We start from the raw sequence: 22,313 nt of genomic DNA on the forward strand, positions 1-22,313 counted from the left end.
TGTCCTCCATGGCCAAGGCCCCGGCTGCCCGGTGCATCGGACAGACTACGGCGCCCCGAGACACCGGGCCGGTTCCCGCCAGTGAAGGCAGGCCCCGAGCTTGCCGGTGGGTGACGGCGCGTGGTGAAGTCCCTTGGTGAGCGGGGCGGTGGCGTCCGACAGGCAGACGATGGGGCGGAATCGAGTGGTACAGATCGTCGTACGAAGGTCGCCCAGGGCCCCCATGAGCGCGCCGGCGCCGACCACGAGCGAGGCGACGGCCTGGGCACGGGCTCTGCTCGATGAAGGCTGGGCGGCGGTCTTCCTTCCCGGAGAGCCGGCCCGACTGGGACGGCTGCTGCTCTGGAAGCCGGCCGGGTCGACCGGCGGAGCCGGCATGCCGCCCACGGGCGTGGAGACCGCGTCGGTGGAGCTGGTGTTGCCGCACGGCCGCTCCGTCAGACGCCGCACAGTGGCGGGCTACGCGCTCCCTGCGGCTCTCGCCGTCGCCGCGCTGACCGGATCCCGACCGCCGCACCCGGCCGCCGTCGCCTGGCAGGCCGCCACCCGCTTCGCGCTGCGGCTGCTCGCCGACGGCCGTCTCCATCCCACCCTCACCGCCGCCGGCTACGACACCTGGCAGGCGGGCCCCTTCACCGCCGCCCAGCGGCAGACACTGGACGCCCTCGCCGCCGCCTTCCCACCCCACGCCCACTGTCTGCCCGAGCCCGGTACCGCCCCGCTGCGGATCACGGAACCGGCCTCGCTGGTACGCCAGTTCTGCGACGCGGTCGCCGACGACCTGGTCCGTACTCCGGCCGCGCCACTCGCCATGGGAGCGGTGCCGTACGCCTGGCGCGAGACGCGTGCCGTGCCCGCCCTGCGCGAGTGGGCCGAGGAGACCACCGCCGCGTTCACCGCCGAGGTCGGCGTCTCGCTGCGCGTCGACCTGCCCGAGGGACGGCGCCGACAGTTCCGGGCCGCCCTGCAGCTGCATACCGTGGCGGATCCGGGGCTCGTCGTCGAGGCCGCACGGCTGTGGAGCGAGCCGGCCGCGGTGGAGCGGCTGCTCGGCCCGCGCGCCGAGACCGAGACACTGCTCACGCTGCGCCGCGGTGCCCGTGTCTGGCCCCCGCTCCATCGGCTGTTGAAGGATGCTGCCCCCGATGAGCTCCGGCTGACCGACGACGAAGCCTTCGAGCTGCTGGGGGACGCCACCGACGCGCTGCGCGCGGCCGGTATCGACGTGCACTGGCCGCGCGAGCTGGTCAAGGCGCTCACCGCGACCGCGGAGATCGGGCAGCGCACGGCCCCCGGCTCCAGCGCGGGCGGTCTCCTCGACGCCGACGCACTCCTCGACTTCCGCTGGCAGGTATCGCTCGGCGGCGAGCCACTCACCGAGGCCGAGATGGACGCCCTCGCCGAGACCCACCGCCCCCTCGTCCGGCTGCGTGACCAGTGGGTGGTCGCGGACCCGAAGCTGGTGGCCCGCGCCAGGCGTCGCCGGATGGAACCACTCACCCCCATGGAGGCACTGAGCGCCGCACTGACCGGCGAGGTGGAAAGGGACGGCGAGCCGATCCCCTGTGCAGCGGTCGACCAGTTCGGCGACCTCGTCGCCCGCATCCGTGATCCCGAATCCCGTACCCCCGCCCGACAGCCCGCCGCGCTCAAGGCAACGTTGCGCGACTACCAGAAGCGGGGCCTCGCCTGGCTGGCCGAGATGTGCGAACTCGGCCTCGGCGGCTGCCTCGCCGACGACATGGGCCTGGGCAAGACCATCACCCTTCTCGCCCTGCACCTGCACCGCCAGACCGACCCCGCCACCGCGGGCCCCACACTCGTCGTCTGCCCCGCCTCCCTGCTCGGCAACTGGCAGCGCGAGGCGGCCAGGTTCGCGCCGTCCACCCCCGTACGCCGCTACCACGGCGGCGACCGCCACCTCGACGACTTGGCCGGCGACGAGATCGTCCTGGTCACCTACGGAGTGCTGCGCCGCGACCGCGCAGTCCTCGCCGAAACCGCCTGGTCGCTGGTCGCCGCCGACGAGGCCCAGCACGTCAAGAACCCCTACGCCGTCACCGCCCGCGAACTGCGCGCCCTGCCCGCCCGGGCCCGCGTCGCCCTCACCGGCACCCCGGTGGAGAACAACCTCTCCGAACTGTGGGCGCTCCTCGACTGGACCACACCCGGACTCCTCGGCTCGCTCACCGCGTTCCGCGACCGGCACGCCCGCGCCATCGAGTCGGGAGCCGGGGACGGCGAGGGTTCGGCGGCCGCCGAGCGCCTGTCCCGTCTCGTCCGTCCGTTCCTGTTGCGCCGCAGAAAATCCGATCCGGGCATCGCGCCCGAACTGCCGGCCAAGACCGAGACCGACCGCGTCGTCTCGCTGACGGCCGAGCAGACCAGCCTGTACGAGGCGGTGGTCCGCGAGACCTTGGCGAAGATCACGCAATCCGAGGGCATCGCCCGCCGCGGCCTGGTGCTCAAGCTGCTCACCGCGCTGAAGCAGATCTGCAACCACCCGGCCCAGTATTTGAAAGAGCACAGCCTGCGCCAGTCCACGCCGTTGCACGGCCGCTCCGGCAAGCTCGACCTGCTCGACGAACTGGTCGACACCATCACCGCCGAGGGCGAGTCGGTGCTGGTCTTCACCCAGTACAAGCAGATGGCGGCCCTCCTGGAGAGACACCTCACCGAGCGCGGCATCCCGACCCTCTTCCTGCACGGCGGCACCCCCGTCGCACGACGCGAGGAGATGGTGGAACGCTTCCAGCACGGTGAAGTGCCGGTGTTCCTGCTGTCGTTGAAGGCGGCGGGCACCGGACTCAACCTCACCCGCGCCACCCACGTCGTGCACTACGACCGCTGGTGGAACCCGGCCGTCGAGGACCAGGCAACCGACCGCGCCTACCGCATCGGCCAGGACAAGCCCGTTCAGGTGCACAAGCTCATCGCGGAGGGCACCGTGGAGGACAAGGTGGCCAAGCTGCTGGAATCCAAGCGCGCCCTCGCCGACGCCGTCGTCGGCTCCGGTGAGGCCGCCCTGACCGAACTGTCCGACGCCGACCTCGCCGAACTCGTCGCCCTGGGGAGGCAGTCATGAGCCCCTCCGTCCCCGGACCGCGCCGCGCACCGGCTCGCGGCAGGCGCGGCTTCGCCACGACCTGGTGGGGGCAGGCATGGGTTGCGGCCCTGGAGGACTCCACCCTGGACTCCGGGCGTCTGTCCCGCGGACGCACCTACGCCCGCAAGGGCATGGTCGGCCCGGCCACCGTGGCCCCGGGCCAGGTCAAGGCCGCCGTCCAGGGCAGCAGGCCGCGCCCGTACCGCTCCTCGGTCCGCCTTCCCGTCCTCACCGACACTCAGTGGGACACCCTCCTCGACACCATCGCGGCCCGAGCCGGGCATCTCGCCGCGCTCCTCGACGGCGAGATGCCCACCGAACTCGTCGACGACGCCCGCCAGGCGGGTGTCCCCCTTCTCCCGCAGCCCACCGAACTCGACCCGGACTGCTCCTGCCCCGACTGGGGATACCCCTGCAAGCACGCCGCCGCCCTCTGCTACGCCGTGGCCGCCACCCTCGACACCGACCCGTTCGTGCTGTTCGCGCTGCGCGGCCGCAGCCGCGAGGAAGTCCTCACCCAGCTGCGCGCACTCCGTACGCCACCCCAGGAGACCGCGAGCCAACCGGCGGCGGCAGGCATCCCGGCCGCCGCCGCGTACACCCGCTGGGCCGAACACGCACCCCAACTGCCCGAACCTCCCGGACCGGCAGCCCACACGGCCGCGCTCCCCGTCACCCCGCCGCCCGGCAGCGGCCTGGCCACCACGGACCTGGGGCGCCTCATGACCGACGCCGCCGCCCGCGCCGCGCAGCTCCTCACGGGCGACACCACGAACCTGCACCTGACCCAGCACCAGGACGCGGTACGCATCGCCGCAAGCGACCCCGGACCCGAGTGGTTCCACCGCCTCATCCAGAACACCGGCGCCGGCCCGACCGCGTTCGCCCGCCTCACTCGCGCCTGGCGACACGGCGGCCCCACCGGCCTCACCATCGCCCAACACCCTCACACCCCCGACCCGGCCACGATGAAGGCCGCCCGCACCGCCCTGACCACGGCCCTCACCGAGATGACCACCGCTCCCGTCCTCCTCAGGGCCTGGCGCAACCGCCTCACCCTCACCGACCACGGCATCCAGCTGCGGCTGGGCCCCGACGCCCGCTGGTACCCCTACCTCCGGGACGACGACGGCGAATGGTGGCCCGCGGCACCGCCCGACGCCGACCCGGTCGCCGCGCTCACCGCGGTCTGGCAGTGAACCAAGACGTAACGGCAGCGGTGGCGAGCATGGCGTCGACCGTCACCGGATACGGCGGGGGATCCACCGAGAACGGGCGGCGTTCGCTGCCTCACCCCGCTGTGACTCCGCACGGCCCCCATTCCAACCTGGTGTGGTGGCCCGGTCGCCACCCACTTCCGGAGCGTCCTCGTGTGATCTGCCTCCCGCTTCCGTCGATCGATCCCGTGCTCCGGCAGGTTTCCATCGCCCTGGTGTAGGAACGGTGGTGACTGTCACCCGCAGAACGTCCCTACGGGCGCCCCACCGGCGTCCCCACCGGCAAGGAGTACCCCACGTGTCCTCCCTCTTCCCGGCCCTGGTCAGCGGTTCGACCGCGGCGCGGCCCGCCCTGCGCTTCGGCGACCGGTCCCTGACGTACGCGCAGCTCGCCGCCTCGGCGGGTGAGCTGGCCGCGCGGCTCGAGGGGCGGGGGAGGGTCGCGGTGTGGGCGACGCCGTCCCTGGAGACGGCCGTCGCAGTGGTGGCCGCGCTGCTCGCCGGGGTGCCGGCCGTGCCGCTCAACCCCAAGTCGGGGGAGGCCGAGCTGGGGCACATCCTGTCGGACAGCGCGCCGTCGCTGGTGCTGGCCGGGGCGGGGGACACGCTCCCGGGCCCGGTGGGTGAGTGGGAGCGGATCGATGTGGCGGTGGACGCCACCGGCCCGGTACCGCCGGAGGTGCGGGCCGAACTCGACCCCTCCTCCCCCGCCCTCATCGTCTACACCTCCGGCACCACCGGCCCGCCCAAGGGCGCCGTCATCCCGCGGCGCGCGATCGCCTCCACCCTGGACGCGCTGGCCGACGCCTGGCAGTGGACCGGCGACGACGTGCTCGTGCACGGGCTGCCGCTCTTCCATGTGCACGGGCTGATCCTGGGTGTGCTCGGGCCGTTGCGGCGCGGCGGGTCGGTGCGGCATCTGGGGCGGTTCAGCGCTCAGGGCGTGGCGCGGGAGCTGGGCGAGGGGGCGACGATGCTGTTCGGGGTGCCGACGATGTACCACCGGCTCGCCGAGTCGCTGGAGGAGGACGCGGAGCTGGCCAAGTCGCTCGGCCGGGCGCGGCTGCTCGTGTCCGGATCCGCCGCGCTGCCCGTGCACGACCATGAGCGGATCACGGCCGCGACCGGACGCCGGGTCGTCGAGCGGTACGGCATGACGGAGACCCTCATGAATACGAGTGTGAGGGTGGACGGGGAGGCGCGGCCCGGGACCGTCGGCGTACCGCTGCCCGGCGTCGAGCTGCGGCTCGTCGAGGAGGACGGGACGACGCTCGCCTCGTACGACTCCGACGGCAACCCCACCGGTGGACGCGACGCCGACGGCAACCCCACGGGGCCGTACGACGGTGAGACGGTCGGCGAGATCCAGGTGCGCGGGCCGAACCTCTTCACCGAGTACCTGAACCGGCCCGACGCGACCGCCGCCGCGTTCACCGGGGACGGCTGGTTCCGTACGGGCGACATGGCGGTGCGCGACGCGGACGGCTCCGTACGCATCGTGGGCCGCAAGGCCACCGACCTGATCAAGAGCGGTGGTTACAAGATCGGCGCCGGTGAGATCGAGAACGCGCTGCTCGAACACCCCGCCGTGCGCGAGGCCGCCGTCACCGGTGAGCCGGACGACGACCTGGGCGAGCGGATCGTGGCCTGGGTGGTACCGGTGGAGCCCGCGGGCCCCGGCCTCGACCGCGAACTCTCCGACCACGTGGCCCGCCGTCTCGCCCCGCACAAGCGCCCACGTACCGTGCACTTCCTCACGTCCCTGCCCCGCAACGACATGGGCAAGATCCTTAAGCGAGCCCTGAAGAATGACTGAGCGCCTCTCGGCCCGCGAGGCCATCGCCCTGGTCTGCGACGAGTTCACCGAACTTCCGATAGCCATACGGCACTTCAGGCCCGACGGCCCGCTGTCCTGGCAGGGTTACGACGACTCGCGCGCCCGCGCCGTCGCCCGCACCGGCGAGGACGAGTCCGTCGTCTGCGGCAGCGCGCTCATCGGCTCCACCCGCGCCGTGCTGATCGCCTTCGAGTTCGGCTTCCTCGGCGGCTCGCTGGGTGAGCGCACCGGCGACCGGCTGGAAGCGGCGTACACCTACGCCCGGAAGCACCGGCTGCCGGTCGTCTCGCTCGTTGCGACGGGGGGCAGCCGGATGCAGGAGGGCATGCTCGCCCTCACCCAACTCCAGCGTGTGGCACGGCAATCGGCGCTCACCCGCGAGGCGGGGCTGGCACAGATCGCCGTGCTGCGGGATCCGACGACGGGCGGCGGCTGGGCCACGCTGGGCGCGGGTTCCGACGTGACGCTGGCACTGCCCGGCGCCCAGGTCGGCTTCGCGGGCTCCCGGGTCCGGCCCCCCGACGCGGACCCGGCGGCGTACACGGCCGAGGCGCAGGTGGCGGCCGGCGCGGTGGACGCCGTCGTACGGGAGGATCATTTGAGCGAGACGATGACACTTTGGCTCGAACTGCTCACGCCTTCGCCGCCCCTACCCCACCCCCCGGCCGCGGCTCCCCCGCTCGCCCTCGGCGCCCCCGACCTTCCCGGCACCGGCTGGGACGCCGTGCGGCGCGCCCGCTCGCCCGAACGCCCTCGCGCCGCCGCCTACTTGGACGCGTACTTCACGCGACGCGCGGCAATCAGCGGTGACCGTTGCGGCGGCACCGACGACGGCATGCTGTGCGGTTTCGGCTTCGCGCACGACGGGCGGACCGTCGCGTACGCGGCGCAGTGCGGGACCGCGACCCGCCCCGCCGGATATCGCACCGCGGCCCGGCTGATCCGGCTCGCCGGCCGGCTCGGCATCCCCGTTCTCACGCTGGTCGACACCCCGGGCGCCGCGAACGACGCGGACGCCGAGCAAGGGGGCGCGGGCTCCGCGATCGCGGACCTGTTCGCCGCCGTGGCCACCGCCCGAACGCCCGTCACCACGCTGGTGATCGGCGAGGGCGGCTCGGGCGGCGCCCTCGCGCTGGCCGCACCCGGCAACACCTGGGCCGCGCCGGACAGCTACTTCTCCGTCATCGCGCCGGAGCTCGCGGCCGCGATCCTCAAGCGCCCCGCGAGCGAAGTGCGCGCCACGGCGGACCACCTCCGCATCAGGCCCCAGGACTTGCTGGACCTGGGAGTCATCCGGGGCATCGTGGAGAACGCTTGAGAAGGTAGGGCATGCGTCGACTCCCCCCTCCCAAGGGGAGCCGACGCCGTCTGCACGAGGGTCCGGTGAGGCCGGCTACCGCACCCCCACCGCCCGGATGATCTCCTGGCTCACCGAGCCACCCCGGTCGTCCTGAGCCGAAGCCCGCAGCGAGACGAACTTCGCGTCCCGGGGCACGGTCAACGTTCCCTTCCACGAGGCCCGTTCACCCTTGACCGGGACCGCCTGCCAGGTCTTCCCGTCGTCGTACGACACCTCCAGCTTGCCGCCGCCGAGGGTTCCGGTGTCCGACGCGCCCTTCACGTACTCGGCGTAGATCCCCATCGACACCCGGCTGCCGCCGCGCACATCGCCCGCGAGGTCGGTGTCGACGTCGTAGCCGAGGTTGATCAGCGGCAGATAGGTCCAGCGGTCGGTGGGCGTGGCCGCCGACCTCACCGTCCACTCGGAGTGACCCTTCGTGGACAGTTTCCAGCGCTCGGGGTCGAGCGCGGTGTCCGTGACGACCTTGTAGGTGTGCTCGTCGGCGGGCGCGTCCCAGTAGTACGCGCCCGAGCCCATGCGCCGGTCCACCCGGGTGCCGTCCTGGTACACCTCCGTGAACTGGGTTATCCCGTTGTCCCCGCTCCACACGTCGCCGAAGCCGGTGTGGTCGGGTCCGGAATCGCCCCAGCCGGGCGTGTTGAACTGCATCTGGTTGCCCGCGCGCTGCTGGCCCCAGCCGAGCCCGGTGCCGAGCCACGGGTGCAGGACGGGCTTGAACCAGTCGAGGGTCGTGTGCGCGCCCCCGCGGTAGCGGACCAGGCCGCCGCGTTCCTCCAGCGCGCCGTCCTGGACGTTCACGCTCTCGTGCCACAACTGTCCGGCGCCGGTGGAGACGTAGTCGGTCCGTTCGGCCGGGTAGTCGATCCGTTCCCGGAAGCCGATACCGATGGGGAAGGCATCGGTGAGCGAGTAGCGGAACTCGCCGCCCGACGCGGGCTCGTCGGCATAGAACCTGGTGTCCAGCACGGCGAGTTCCCGCGCGCCGGGCTCGTAGGTCAGGTCCCCGTTCGGGATCGCTCCCTGGTGACCTTCCGAAAGGTCGTACACATACGGCGTGTTGCGCGTGCCCGTCATGTCGACGCGCTCCATCGCCCGCAACCGTGCCGCGTCCGCCGCGTTCACCGTGGCGATCTGCAGCGGCCGGACGGCGTAGTCCTCGGTCCCGAACCAGGCGTTGAGCCGCCCGGCCGCGTCGTCGGTCACGAACAGCGCCTTGGCGCCCGCGTCCTGGGCCGCCTGAGCGAGTGCGGCGGGCTCGACGCCTTCACCGAGCCGTGCGAGTACGGCCTTGCCCTCGACCCCCGTGAACGGCCCGTCCCCGACATCGACCAGCGGCAGCCGGCTGCGCCCCTCGGTCAGCGTGCTGCCCGGCTGCACCGTCGCCGCACCGATGCCCTTCACCTCCAGCAACGGCTTCCCCAGCCGCCACACCGTCCGGTACTCGAAGCTGCCCTGCGCGACCTTCGGGGTCGGCGCGGCGAAGATGCTGTCGTACTTCACGGGCACCTGGACGGCATCGAACAGGTCGGAGCCGCCCGCGTTACGGTCGTACTCCATGAGCAGTTGCCGGGTCTCGGTCCGGCGGTCCACCTCGGCCCGGATCTCCCGGAGTTGCCGCCCGTCGAGGGTGACGTCGCGATCGCGGTCGAGGGTGATCTCGGGCGCCGCGAGGAAGCCGATCCCGAGCGAGTCGGCGCCGTGGCTGCCCCGCACATCGAGGAAGGACGTGAGGCTGTACGTGCCCGGCTGCAGCCGGAGCTCCAGGGTGCCGGAGTCGTCGACGAAGGCGGAGTACGGGGCGACGCCCGCAGTCAGCCGCTGCACCGCGAGATAGGCCGAGGCCGGCTCGCCCGCACGGTCCTTGACGTGGACGGTGAGCGTGTACCGCTCCTCCTCCTTGACCAGCCCGAACGCGGTGTGCGCGACGGGGGTCCCGGCCACGGAGGCGACGATGCGGCCGGACGATTCGCCCACGGGCGCCTTGGAGCCGTCGCCCGTCACCGTCGTGGACGCGGTGCCGTGCGCGGGCACGGTGAGCGTGGAGTCGGCGAGGGTCGCGACCCCGTCGACCGCACCCTCCACCGCGAGGTTCAACTCGACGGCCGAGTCAGAGGAGTTGGCGTACGTCACCGTCCTGGTGACAGGCTTGTTCGCGTCGTACGGCCAGCTGTAGAAGCCGAGATGGGCGCTCCCGGTGGCGGTGACCTCGGCGCCCACCGCGTCCGGCACGCTCACCCGTCCCGAGCCCAGCACATAGACGGACGCGTCGAGTTGCTCGGACGTCGACATCAGCGCGTCCTTGAGCTGCGCGCCGGTCCAGTCGGGGTGCTTCTCTGCGAGCAGCGCGGCCACCCCCGCGACATGCGGCGTCGCCATCGACGTACCGCTCATGGAGGTGTACGAACCGCTGCCGGCCACGAGCCCGGAGCGGGCGGCGAGGATGTCGACGCCCGGGGCGGAGAGGTCGGGCTTGAGGGCATTGTCGCCGTAGCGCGGGCCGGCGCTGGTGAAGTAGGCGGCCTGGTCGGCGGAGTCCACCGCGCCGATGGTCAGCGCGGAGTCGGCGGCACCGGGCGAGCCGATGGAGGACGAGGCGCCGGAGTTGCCGGCGGCGATGACGAAGAGCGCGCCCGTCTCCCGCGACAGGGTGTTCACGGCCTCGGCCATGGGGTCGGTGCCGTCACTCGGCTCGGTCGAGCCGAGGCTCATGGAGATGACCTTGGCGCCCACGTCCCGCGCGGCCCACTCCATGCCCGCGATGATCTGCGAGTCGCTGCCCGAGCCCTGGTCGCTGAGTACCTTGCCGACAGCGAGCGTGGCGCCGGGCGCGACGCCCCGCTCCTTGCCGTCGGAGGCGGCACCGCTGCCGCCGACCGTCGACGTCACGTGCGTACCGTGGCCGTTGCGGTCGGCGACCTCCTGCCCCTCGATGAAGCTCTTGCCGGCGGAGATCCGGCCGGCCAGGTCGGGGTGGTCGGCGTCGACGCCGGTGTCGAGGACGGCGACCGTGACGCCCTTGCCCGTGAGCCCGGCCTCCCAGGCCTGCTCCGTGCCGATCTGCGCATTGCTCTCGGCCATGTCGGCCTCGACCCGCCCGTCGAGCCAGACCTTGTCGATGCCCGCCTGCCGGGTCACCGCCCGCCAGAACGTCCGCCCCTTGTCCGCGGCGAGGGCCGCGCCCCGGATGCTGGGCAGCGCGCGCGTCCGCTCGGCGCCGCGCGGGGTGGCCGTACGTGCCGTCCGGTCGTACGTCACGATCAGCGGCAGCTCGTCGGTCTTCTTGTCGGTGAGCCCCTGCCGTATCAGCTCGCTCACATCGAACAGCCGCCGGTCGAGGGTGCCCGCCCGCAGATACGGCAGCGCCTCGTCCGGTACGACGGTGACGGTGCCGTTCGCCACCTGCGTGCGCACAGCGCCGGCGGCCCCCTTGGGGCGCTCGACGGTGACCGTCTTCTTGCCGCCTGCGAGGTCGGTGACGGTCACCTTGTCGCCGGTGACGAGGGTGACGGTGTGGGCAGCTGAGGCGGCCCGCGTCGACACCGGGGTGACGGTGTTCTGCGCGCCCGCCTGCCCCATGGGCAGTACGGCGAGCACGAGTCCGGCTGACAGTAGCGCCGCCCCGCGTCTCGCTGGTCCTCTGGTCATCGGTGCCCTCTCTCTGTTGCCGACAGACCTTGGTGCTGCGATGAGTCTCAGGGGGCTTGTGTTGCGGGGAAGTTGACCCGACCTGGCGGGAAGGCGCCCTGGCGTCTTCCCGCCAGGACACGCCAGGGCACGCCAGGACAGACGGGCGCGAGCCGCGGAAACCGGGACAGCCCCAAGCACCGTCCGTAACAATGAAGATGCTCAAGGGGCACGGATGACGGGGGTTTCGTATGGACGGACTGGTGGAGTTCAAGACCGACGACGGGACGCTGGTCGTCGTCGAGGGCATCGAGGACGGGTCCGGTTCCCGACTGGTCTCCCGCGCCGACGGTACGGTCCAGGCCGCGCGCACCTTCGAGGGCTCCCTGGAGGGCGTACGGGCCGCCGCGGAGTCCGCGCTCAGCGTGTTCCGCGACGGGAGCCTGCGCCCCGACTCGGTGGAGATCGAGTTCGGCGTCAAACTCACCGCGGAGGCCGGCGCGCTGATCGCCAAGAGCGCGGTCGAGGGCCACCTGGTGGTCAAGCTGTCCTGGTCGCCCGGGCGGTCCGACGGCTCCCCGGAGACCGCCGCGCGGTCATGAGCAGCACGTCCTGGCATGCGCGAATCGTCTGCGGGGGCGAGGTCGGCGCGGGCTTCCTGGTCTCCGGACGCCGGGTCCTGACCTGCGCGCATGTCGTCCGCAGAAGCGGGGCGTCGACGGTGACGGTCTCCTTCCCGCAGGACCGGTCGCTCGGCGAGCTGTCCGCCACGGTGATCTCGCGCGGCGACTGGGCCGGGGGTGAGACGGACCCCGGCGACCTCGCCGTCCTCGAACTGGACCGTGCGGTGCCGCTCGCCCCGGCCGTCTTCGCCCCGCCCGGTGACGCGTACGCCGACCCGTACCCCCGGCTCATCGCCTACGGCTTCCCGAGGGGCTACGACGAGGGCACGCTCGCCGAATACCGGGCCACCTCCGACCAGTTGATCGCCGACGAGTGGGTGCAGCTGGAGGCGTGGAGCGCACACGGACAACCGCTGGCGGCCGGGTTCAGCGGCGCGGCGGTGACCCTCGCGGACGGCAGGGTGGTCGGCATGGTCTCAGCGGCCTCGGGCGCCAAGGACGTACGCAACGGCCGGATGCTGCCCAGCCATGTCATGGCCCGCTACTGGCCGGGGCTCGGCGAGCTGATCCCCACGCCCGAGCACCGGCCGGTCTCGAAGGAACGGCTGCGCACCCTGGTGCAGCGTGCGGAGCGGCTACGGCTCGGCTGCGATCCGAACCGGCTGTATGTCGACGCCGTGGGCCCCTTCGGCCCGCCGCTGCCGGAGGAAGGGTTCGCCTCCCTGTGGGCGGCGGCCTGGTACGTGCTGTGGGAAGTGGCGGACCCACAGGCCCTCGCCCGGTTCGCCGGCCGGCTGGCGGAGCTGCTGGACGCACCGTCCGCGCCCTCCCGTACCCCCTCGTGGTCCCCCATCCTCATCGAGATCGACCACAGCGGGGCGGGCGGCGACCAGGTCAACGTCGTGGTGTCCGCGTACCGCGCCGGAACGCGGCGGCCGGTGGGCGCGCGTCGGCTGCCGCGGTCCGGTGTACGGGCGTACGTCCAGGAGTGCATCGACGACGCCTTCGTCCAACTGGAGCCGGATGCCGAGGAACTGATTGCCTTCGTGTTGCCCCGTGCCTGGCTCGACGAGCCGGTCGCGCACTGGGCGCGCGGCGCGGACGACGACACCCCGCTGGGCTGCGCGTACCCGCTCGTCGTGACCGACCGGACGCGCCGCCGCGGTGGCGTGCGGCATCAACTGTCTCGTAAATGGGAGGCGTTGGAGAGACGGGCCGGCGCGCCCCTGCACCGCATCGACTGCGCGAACGACGAGAAGCCGACCAAGCTCCGTTTCCGGCTGCGGCACGAGGACGCCCAGCTCGCCGCCTTCTCCCTGCCACCCGCCCGCGCCGGGCAACGCTTCGACGTGACCCTGAACGCCCCGGTCCCGGTGCTGCTCTGGTCCCGCACGGGCTGCGCGGGCGGCCCCGGACACGACGGGAGCTGCGACTTCCTCGACGAGATCGACGCGTACGTCGGCGGGCTGCCCCCGGTCGAACTTCCCCGCCACATCCTGGCGTTGCGCGAGGCGGTGGAGGCTTCCGACGATCCCGACCGGCACTGGGCGAAGGACGTGCAGCTCCTGTGGGACGACCCCCGTCGCTTCCCCGAACCCGCCGCCCCGCTGAGCTCGCCCCTCACCTGAAGCCCGACAGTCCCTCGATCCACGGAGAACCGGAGAGCCCTCACATGCCCTTGTGGCCCGTCTACACCGGCACGAACGAGCCGCACGACGGCATCACCCGGCTGCCCCCGCCCCCACCCTGGCGGGCCTTCGACGGCGGACCGGCGCTGGACACCCCGGCCGAGGGCGACGACAGCTCGGCCGCCTCCCCCGACCGCAGGCACCGCGCCCGCACCTACCAAGCCACCGAGCGCAGCGTCCAACTCGTCAACGCGGCACTGTACTTGCGCCGCCCGCTGCTGGTGACCGGCCCGCCCGGCACCGGAAAGTCGTCCCTCGCGTACGCGGTCGCCCGCGAGCTGCGCCTCGGGCCGGTACTGCGCTGGAACATCACCAGCCGGAGCACGCTGCACGACGGCCTGTACCAGTACGACCCCTTGTCGCGGCTGTACGCGGCACGCGGCACGCGGGTGACGCCGTACCCGAAGGGGGAAGCGGAGTCGGGCATCGAGGACCACCTGCGGCTCGGCCCCCTCGGCACCGCCCTCCTCCCCTACGCCCGCCCGCGCGCTCTCCTCATCGACGAGATCGACAAGAGCGACCTCGATCTGCCCAACGACCTGCTGAACGTGCTGGAGGAGGGCCAGTACGAGATCCCCGAGCTGGTCCGCGCGGCACGGCACACGCCCGACGCGCTGGTGATGGTCGACGGCACCGACGAGCGCGTCCCGGTGGCCCGGGGCCGGGTGCGCTGCCGCGCCTTCCCCTTCGTCGTGCTCACCAGCAACGGCGAGCGCGAGTTCCCTCCCGCCTTCCTGCGCCGCTGTGTCACCCTGCGGCTGCGCCAGCCCGAGGACGACCATCTCGCCGGGATCGTCCGCGCCCACCTGGGCGAACCCGACGACTACGCGCGCACCCTCATCACCCGCTTCCTGTCCCGGGCGTCCGGCGGTGACCTCGCCACGGACCAGCTCCTCAACGCGATCTACCTGGCCGGCGCGTCGGGGCTGGCCCCCGAGTCCCTCGACGAACTGGCGGAGGAGCTGATGCCGTACCTGAGCGAGGCACCGGAGACCGATGCGTTCTGAGCCGACCGGTGCACGGCTGCTGGGCCGCCTGGCCGAAATCCTGGCCGAGGCGGGCGACGGCACGCCCCCGACACCGGTCGAACTGGCCGAACTGCTGTGGCTGGCCGCACAGATGGCGGACTCGGGCCCCGCCACCAGGCCCGGTCCCGCCCCCGAAGACGTACAGGAACCGCGTACCCCGCCCACGCCTTCCGCCGACGAGAAGGACGAGAAGCCGGAGGTTCCCGAGAAGAAGCCAGGGCCTATCGAGGAAGACCCGGAGCTCCCTGCCCAGCCGCGCAACGACAACCGTGTCCCGCTCCACCTGCCGAGCCTCGCGGGCCCGGGGACGGGGACGGGGACGCCCCACACGTCGCTGCTGGCCCCCGCACCTCCGATGCTGCGCCGACCGCTGGCGCTGCAACGGGCCCTGCGCCCGCTCAAACGCCTCAGCGCCGCGCCCGTCGGCCACGAACTCGACGAGTCGGCGACCGCCCACCGCATCGCCCGTCTGGGTGGCGACCCGGAGTGGTGGCTGCCGGTCCTGCGCCCCGCACGGGAGCGCTGGCTGAGCCTGCGCCTGGTCCGCGACACCGGCCCCACGATGCCCGTCTGGCACCCCCTGATCCACGAACTCCATACCGTCCTGGCCCAGTCGGGCGTCTTCCGCACACTCACCATGCATCGCGCCCACCCCGACGGCACGGTCTCGGGCACGGGCGGCGACGTCCCCGGCGACGGACGCACCATCACCCTGCTGGTCAGCGACTGCATGGGCCCGCAGTGGTGGGCGGGCCCCGCGGGCGACCGCTGGTACGCCACGCTGCGGCGCTGGTCCCACCGGATGCCACTGGCCCTGGTCCAGCCCCTCCCGGAACGCCTGTGGGGTGATACGGCACTGTCCACGACCCCCGGCCTCCTGTCGGCCCCGTTCCCGGCGGCCCCGCTCTCCTCGCTGGCCTTCACGCCGTACGAAACCTCCGGCGAACCCGGTGCCGCCGACGCCGTTCCCCTCCCGGTCCTGGAACCGGACGCGGCCTGGCTGGCGCACTGGTCGGCACTCGTGGCGAACCCGGGAGGCAGTCAGCTCCCCGGTTCGGTCGCCCACTTGACCTCTCGGCCCGCCCCTCCGGACGCGTCCGCGAACCGGAGCGACGTCACCCGGCTGCCTGCGGAGGAGCTCGTTCTCCGGTTCCGTGCGAGCGCGTCCCCGGAGGCGTTCCGGCTCGCGGGACACCTCGCGGTCGGGCGTCCCGACCTGCCCGTCATGCGCCTGGTCCAGGCGGCGGTCGAGCCGCGTCCGCGCCCTCAGCACCTGGCCGAGGTCATCCTCAGCGGCATGCTCACCACCGTGCCGGGGCCTGAGGGGTCGTACGCCTTCCGGCCGGGCGTGCAGGAGTTGCTGCTGCGCAGCCTGCCGCGTACCGCCCGCGGGCGGACCTCCCGGCTGCTGGCCCGGATGGGGGCGGCGATCGACGAGCGGGCGGGGGCGGCGGCCGGGGAGTTCCGGGCGAGTACGCCGACGGCCACCGGTACGGAGGCGGCGGGCGGGGGCGAGCCGATCGCGACGGTGCGTCCAGAGAGCGTACGGAGGCTGCTGGGGACGGCTGCGGAGCACGCACGGTCGCCGCGCCGCACACCGGCACTGCGCGACCGCTACCGCTTCGTCGAGCGGCTCGGGCCGAGCGGTTCCCTGTGGCGGGCCGAGGACACGGAGCTGAGGCGGGAGGTGGTGGTGCGGTTGTATCCGTCGCGGGTCGACCCGCAGGATTTTCTGCGGGACGCACGGGCGACAGCGGGCATCGACCACCCGAATGTGGTGAAGGTCCACGACTACGGCGTCGAGGACGAGAAGCCGTACGTCGTCATGGAACATCTGGACGGAGTCGCGCTGAACTCCCTTGCCTCGGCGGGTGGTTATCGTCTCCCGGCTCCGCTGCTGGTGTCGCTGGGGCGGCAGCTGGCCGCCGCCCTCACAACCATCCACGGGGCCGGTGTCACACACGGCGGACCCGACATGACCAAGATCCTGATCCTGCCCGACGGGACAGCCAAGCTCACCCCCCCCGATCTCGCCCACGCGGCAGGGGAAGAAGGGATGGCATCGGATCTCCGCGCGCTGGGCCGGCTCGTCTTCCAGCTGTCGTCGGGGGGGCCGGCACGCGCGGGCGGCCACGTCCTGCCCGAACAGCTGACCGCCCTGCCGACCCAGGTGCGCCCCACCTACACCTCGGCCCTGCGGCTGCTGCTGGCCGACAACCCCGCCTTGCGGCAACAGGGCGCGGACCTCCTCCGCAGCCCCGATCTTCCCCGCTGGGCAGAGTCGGCCCACTCCCCGCTCCGCTACACCCTTCTCGGCCCGCCGCGAGCCGAGCGCGGCACCCGCCCCCTCGCCCTCGGCTCCCCCCAGGAGCGGGCCATGCTCTGCATGCTTCTCCTCCGGCACGGCCGCAAGGTGACCCACGGCGAACTCTCCGAGGGCATCTGGGGCCCAAAGCCTCCCGCGCGTGCCCGGGCATTCCTGGGCACCTACGCGTCCCGGCTGCGCAACGCCCTCGGCCCCGGTGTCCTGGCCACCCTCTCCGACGGCTACGCCCTGCACACCAGCGCGGACTTCGTGGACGTGGTCGACTGCCGGCGCTCAGTGGCGAGCGCGGAGAGGGAACGGGCGGACGGGCGCTACGAGTTCGCCCTCGCCCACGTGAACAACGCTCTGGCGCTGTGGCACGGCACCGCACTGGACGACGTCCCCGGCCCCGCCGCCGAAGCCGCCCGCACCCGCCTCCTCCAACTCCGTCTCTCACTCTGCGCGACCCGCGCCGAACTCGGCCTGGACCTCGGCGACTTCGAGGGCACCGCGACCGACCTTGCCGCCCTCGTCCGCGCGCACCCGTCGCGCGAGGACTTCCGCCGACTGCACCAGCTCGCCCTCCAGCGCAGGAGGTTGACGAACGGCCCGGTCGAGGAAAGGCCCTCGTACACGGTCGAGAACCCCTCGTACACGACCGAGCGGCCCGGATACCTCCGGCCGGATCACCCACCACTGCCGTACACCTTGTACCGCACCTGCGTCTTCTTCGACTTCGCGGACGGCCCCCAGGACCCGGACGCACTCGCCGCGTTGGGCCGGGCGGTCACCCGGCTGCTGACGGAGAGCGGCCTGGAGCGGGATCAGTACCAACTGCGCAGGCGCGGCCACATCCACACCGCCGTCACCGAGGAGGGCGTGTCCGCGCTGCCACTGCTCTCCGCCACGCTGCTCCGACTGCCGGACATCATCGTGGAGTTGGGCGGCCCGCGAGTGCGCGTGACCTTCTGGTGCGTCGACACCGACGGACCTTCCGAACGACCCGACCCGGACGCCGTCCAGGCCGCGCTGGAGGCGTCGGAGGCGCGCGGCATCATCGCCGTGCCGTGGTATCTCAGGGACGAGCTGGACGAAGAAGACCCGGCCTCCGTGCCGCTGTTGAGTCCGCTCGATCCCGAATCGGAGGACGGCCGGTACAGCGGCTGGCACCGTCTCTGCCATCTGCCGCGCTCGGCCTACGACGGCACCCACCCGCCGCCCCCCGTCCGCGGCCCGTACCCCCTCCCCACCACCCGGACCGAGCTCCCCCAGCCCCTGGGCAGGAAGCGAACCGTCGTCTACGCCCTCCCCCACGGCGAACTCCGCCCCGCCTCGCGCCATATCGCCCCGAGCCCCACAGCCGAGAGCTATTACGAAGTCGATCTCACCGAACGCCGAACCGCACTCGAACTCGACGTCCCGGGGCCGGAGACGGACCAGGTACCCGTTTTCGCCGCACGCGGACAGGTGACCTGGCGCGTCACCGACCCGGCCGAGGCGGTGCGGCAGCGCAGGGGCGACGTACCCGGGTATCTGACACGCCATCTGCTGGCGGAACTCCTCTCACTCACCTCCGACTACCCGCCCTCGCACCTGTCCGAGGCGGACGAAGTGCTCGACGCCCGACTGAGCCGATGGGTGCTGCCCGGTTACGCCCTGGACTGGAGTGTCTCGCTGAGCGCACCGCCGCGACCGAACACCCCGGCGCCCCGGCGCCCCGACACCTCCGTGGGTGAGGCCCTCCTGGCGGCCGAAGGTGTGCTCCTCGGCTTCGACGGCCCCCTGACCCGCCTGTACGGGCCGGGCGAGTCGGCCACGGCGCTGCGTGAGCTCGCCGGGCTCCTGGTGGAGCGGCGTGGCCCTGAGGCCGCCCCGTCGCCGGGGCAGCCGCTGCCGCACGGCGACCCTCTGGAGGGGTACGCCAACCCGCTCGACCTGCTGCGCACCTTCGCCCGGCACGAACTCGCCCACGAGCTGCGGACACGGCTCGACGCGATCGAGACCCGGGCCGCCCGCAGCTCGCCGCCCCGGACCGGCGCCGATCTGCTGGTCCGCACCCTGGAGTCGCGGGGCGTGGGCCTGACCGTGGTGACGGACATCGCGACGGCGGCCGTCGAGACCTATCTGCGCAGACGCGGCCTCGACACGTCGGTACGCGGCGGCGTCCACGGCCGTGACCCCGACCTCGGTCTGATCATGCCCCACACCCACAGCCTGCGCCGTGCTCTGGACCGGTTGGGCATCCCGGCCCAGCGCTGCCTGATGATCGGCTCCACCGTCGCCGAACAGTCGGCGGCACGCACGCTCGGCGTACCGTTCCTCGCCTTCACGCCCGACCAGCCTACGAGGACACGTCTGCTCGCGGCGGGAGGCGCACAACTCCTGGTGTGGAGCCACAACCCCCTCCTCGATGCGGTCCGCTCCCCCCGCTCCCCTTGAGATCACACGCCCGGCGGCACCCCCACCCGGCCCTCCACAAGAGGCGCCCCGCTCCCGTCGCCCGCACGATGCGAGAGAGGACCGCCGTCCGGCGGAGCCCCACGGTCTGCGCTCTCGGGAGGACCCGCCATGACCGCCAGTCTGGAGCAGCTGCGCCGCTGCCACTTCGCCGTCGACCTGGGCGCGGCCAGGACCCGTGTCTATGTGAAGGGCGCGGGACTGGTCGTGGACCAGCCGAGTGTCGCCGCGATCAACACGAAGACCGGTGCGCTGATCGCGGTCGGCGAGTTCGCGGAGAAGATGACGGGCCGTACCCCCGACTACATCCGGGTCATGCGGCCGGTGTCCGGCGGCACGGTCGTCGACATCGACATGGCCCAGCGCATGCTGCGCCACCTGCTCGGCGACAAGGTGCGGCGCACCCTGCGCCGCAAGCCGCGGCTGCGGGCCGCGGCCTGCACCCCGCACGACGCGGACCCGCTGGCGCAGCGCGCCGCGATCGAGACACTCGTGGGACTGGGGGCGCGGCGGGTCGAGCTCGTCGACACGCTCATCGCCGCGGCGGTGGGCTGCGGGCTGCCCGTCGAACGGCCGGAAGCCACCATGATCATGGTGTGCGGGGCCGCCGCCACCCAGGTCGCCGTGCTGTCGCTGGGATCCATCGTGACCGCCGCGCGCCTTCCGGTGGGCGGTGAGGCGGTGGATCACGCGATCGTGCAGCACCTGCGTCACGAGCACGAGCTGATGCTGCCGTCACAGTCCGTACGGCCCTTGCAGCTCGCCCTCTCCGGGAACGGGCTCACTCCGCACGGCCCCGCGTCGACGGAGATCCACGGGCGGGACGTGGCGACCGGCCTCGCCCGTTCCGTGCAGGTCGACACCGCCGCCGTGCGCGACGCCATCCAGACCCCGCTGACCGCCGTACTCGACGGAATCGGGAAGGTGCTGCGCGCCTGCCCGCCCGACCTGGTGGCCGATCTCGCCGACCGCGGGATCATGATGGTCGGGGGCAGCGCCCTGCTGCCGGGGCTCGACCAGATGCTGCGGCAGGCGACGGGCATGCCGGTGCACATCGCCGAACGGCCCGACGTGTGCGCGGTGCAGGGGCTGGGCTACATGCTGGAGGGCAAGATCGAGCCGCTGGTCCTGGACCCGCTGGCGGAGTGACACCCAGGACACCCAGGACACCCAAAACACTCAGGACGCCGGGGCCTCGTATGACCGACCCCACCAACCCCACCGACCCCCTCCCCTGTCTCCCGTCCCTCCTCGAGGCCGTCCTCAACGTCGGCACCGACCTCGAACTGCAGGCCACGCTCCAGCACATCGTGAAGGGCGCCGCCGAGCTGACGGGGGCGCGGTACGCGGCGCTCGGGACGGCCGACCCCGGGCAGGAAGGCCTGGTGGAGATCCGTGCGGCCGACCTGCCCGCATCGGTCGCGGTCTGCCAAAGGCCTTTCACCGGACGGTCGGAGAACCGCCTGGGCGTCCCGATCCGCGTCGACGACGAGGTGTTCGGGAACCTGTATCTCGCCGAGAAGCGCGGCGGTCCGTTCACGGACGAGGACGAGCAGCTGCTGCGGGTGCTGGCGAACCAGGCCGGCAGCGCGATCGGCAACGCCCGGCTGTACGAGGCGGCCCGGCAGCGCGGGCGCTGGCTCGAGGGCGCCGCGGCCGTCACCACCGCACTGCTCACCGGCGAGGCCGCCGCCGACGCGCTGATGACCGTCGCCGAGCGGGCCCGTATCCTCGCCGACGCCTCGGCGGGCATCATCCTGCAGCCCACCGAGGAGGGCGGCATGACGTTCGTGACGGCCTCCACGCTCGACGATCCCGGCGACATCGTCGGCACCACGATCGCACCGGGCAGCCCTGTCCTCGAACAACTCCTCGGCGGCGAAGCGGTGTTCATCGACGACTCGGCGACCGATCCGCGGACGACCACGCATCTCCGGCACCGGTTCGGGCCGAACATGCTGCTGCCACTCGAGGCGGACGGCCGTCTCATCGGCACGCTCGCCCTGCCGCGCCGGCGCGGTGACCGCCCGTACAGCCCGGTCGAACGGCTGCTCGCCACCCAGTTCGCCTCGCAGGCCGCGCTGGCACTGGTCCTCGCGGACGCCCAGCACAGCAGGGAGCGGCTCGCCGTGTTCGAGGACCGCGACCGGATCGCCCGCGACCTGCACGACCTGGTCGTCCAACGGCTGTTCGCGACCGGCATGATGCTGGAATCCACGCAGCGCAGGAGCACGGGCGAGGAGGACGAGGGCGTACACCGGATTCTGAGCAGAGCCGTCGACGAGTTGCAGTCCACGATCCAGGAAGTCCGCACGGCGATCTTCGCGCTCCAGCAACCGCCCGCCGACGCCCCCACCACCGTCCGCGGCAAGGTGCTTCGCGAGACTGCGGGTGCGGCGGCGGTGCTGGGCTTCCAGCCGTCCGCCCGGTTCACCGGCGCGGTGGAGAGCCGCGTCTCGGAACCGGTCGCCGCCCAGCTCCTCTCCGCGCTGCACCGCGCGCTGGACGCCGCCTCGCGCCGTGCCGGGGTGTCCCGCATCGAGGTCACGGTCGACGCGACGGCGACGCTTCCCGACGGCCGGTCCTGTGTCCGGCTCACGGTTCATGACAACGGTGCGGTGGAGAACCGTGGGACGAGCGAGGACGGCGCGGGTACGACGGTCACCTGGCAGTCGCCCCTGTGAGCGGTCGGCGCCCACCGAACCGCCCCGATCCCAGGATGTGGCCGGGATTCGCCCAGGCGGGCATCGCCCCCATTGCCCCGCACCCGGGCCCGGCGGTATGTGTGGGATCAAGTGGCCCTTTGAAAGCCCCCGATGAAAGCGGTGAAATGAATCTTTCGGTGACGTCGACGACGCGTTCCTCGTCCGAGCCCCGGCGCACGCGCAGGCAGCACACACCTCTTTCGGCCATCGACCCGCTCGGAACCACCGCGGTGCGGTCCGCCGAGCGTGCGGCGGATCTCCCCGGAAAGCACCCGATCAAGCCAATCACCTTCAACTCGGCTGTGTAAAGTCACGCCCACTGTGGCAACGGGTGGCCAACTCCCTCAAATAATCATGGAG

General features: G+C 72.6%; 11 protein-coding genes. 10 read left to right on the forward strand and 1 reads right to left on the reverse strand.

The features are described 5' to 3' along the window. The first annotated feature begins 223 nt into the window (after positions 1-223). The 4 genes from AB0D57_RS18465 (at position 224) to AB0D57_RS18480 (ending at position 7,478) form a co-directional block, all read left to right on the forward strand. Positions 224-3,085: a DEAD/DEAH box helicase gene (locus AB0D57_RS18465; protein ID WP_362073310.1), complete on the forward strand. Its 2,862-nt coding sequence runs from the start codon at positions 224-226 to the stop codon at positions 3,083-3,085. Further along, positions 3,082-4,305, forward strand: a complete 1,224-nt coding sequence (locus AB0D57_RS18470) for an SWIM zinc finger family protein (RefSeq protein ID WP_362073313.1) — start codon at positions 3,082-3,084, stop codon at positions 4,303-4,305. Before AB0D57_RS18465 ends, AB0D57_RS18470 begins: the two co-directional genes overlap by 4 nt. A 316-nt stretch (positions 4,306-4,621) precedes the next feature. Beyond that, complete coding sequence (locus AB0D57_RS18475) at positions 4,622-6,139, forward strand: acyl-CoA synthetase (protein WP_362073316.1); 1,518 nt, start codon at positions 4,622-4,624, stop codon at positions 6,137-6,139. Continuing rightward, positions 6,132-7,478, forward strand: coding sequence for a carboxyl transferase domain-containing protein (locus AB0D57_RS18480; RefSeq protein ID WP_362073319.1), 1,347 nt, complete (start codon positions 6,132-6,134; stop codon positions 7,476-7,478). Before AB0D57_RS18475 ends, AB0D57_RS18480 begins: the two co-directional genes overlap by 8 nt. 75 nt (positions 7,479-7,553) lie before the next feature. Here AB0D57_RS18480 and AB0D57_RS18485 read toward each other — a convergent pair whose 3' ends face one another. Continuing rightward, positions 7,554-11,168, reverse strand: a complete 3,615-nt coding sequence (locus AB0D57_RS18485; protein ID WP_362073322.1) for a S8 family serine peptidase — start codon at positions 11,166-11,168, stop codon at positions 7,554-7,556. Positions 11,169-11,398: 230 nt separating this feature from the next. Between AB0D57_RS18485 and AB0D57_RS18490 the strand changes: the two genes are divergently transcribed. From AB0D57_RS18490 to AB0D57_RS18515, 6 genes are all read left to right on the forward strand, one after another. Then, complete coding sequence (locus AB0D57_RS18490; protein ID WP_362073325.1) at positions 11,399-11,749, forward strand: CU044_2847 family protein; 351 nt, start codon at positions 11,399-11,401, stop codon at positions 11,747-11,749. Next, positions 11,746-13,398, forward strand: a complete 1,653-nt coding sequence (locus AB0D57_RS18495; protein ID WP_362073328.1) for a trypsin-like peptidase domain-containing protein — start codon at positions 11,746-11,748, stop codon at positions 13,396-13,398. Before AB0D57_RS18490 ends, AB0D57_RS18495 begins: the two co-directional genes overlap by 4 nt. A 44-nt stretch (positions 13,399-13,442) precedes the next feature. Next, positions 13,443-14,465, forward strand: a complete 1,023-nt coding sequence (locus tag AB0D57_RS18500; RefSeq protein ID WP_362073331.1) for a MoxR family ATPase — start codon at positions 13,443-13,445, stop codon at positions 14,463-14,465. Beyond that, a complete protein-coding gene (locus AB0D57_RS18505; RefSeq protein WP_362073334.1) occupies positions 14,455-19,230 on the forward strand; it encodes an SAV_2336 N-terminal domain-related protein in 4,776 nt (1,591 codons plus the stop codon). Before AB0D57_RS18500 ends, AB0D57_RS18505 begins: the two co-directional genes overlap by 11 nt. A gap of 129 nt (positions 19,231-19,359) precedes the next feature. Then, on the forward strand, positions 19,360-20,397 hold the full coding sequence (locus AB0D57_RS18510; protein ID WP_362073337.1) for a rod shape-determining protein: 1,038 nt from the start codon (positions 19,360-19,362) through the stop codon (positions 20,395-20,397). Positions 20,398-20,447: 50 nt separating this feature from the next. Further along, positions 20,448-21,932: a GAF domain-containing protein gene (locus tag AB0D57_RS18515; RefSeq protein ID WP_362073340.1), complete on the forward strand. Its 1,485-nt coding sequence runs from the start codon at positions 20,448-20,450 to the stop codon at positions 21,930-21,932. The last annotated feature ends 381 nt before the right edge of the window (positions 21,933-22,313 follow it).

The organism is Streptomyces sp. NPDC048275 (genome assembly GCF_040652275.1).
In the GTDB taxonomy this organism is placed as follows: domain Bacteria; phylum Actinomycetota; class Actinomycetes; order Streptomycetales; family Streptomycetaceae; genus Streptomyces.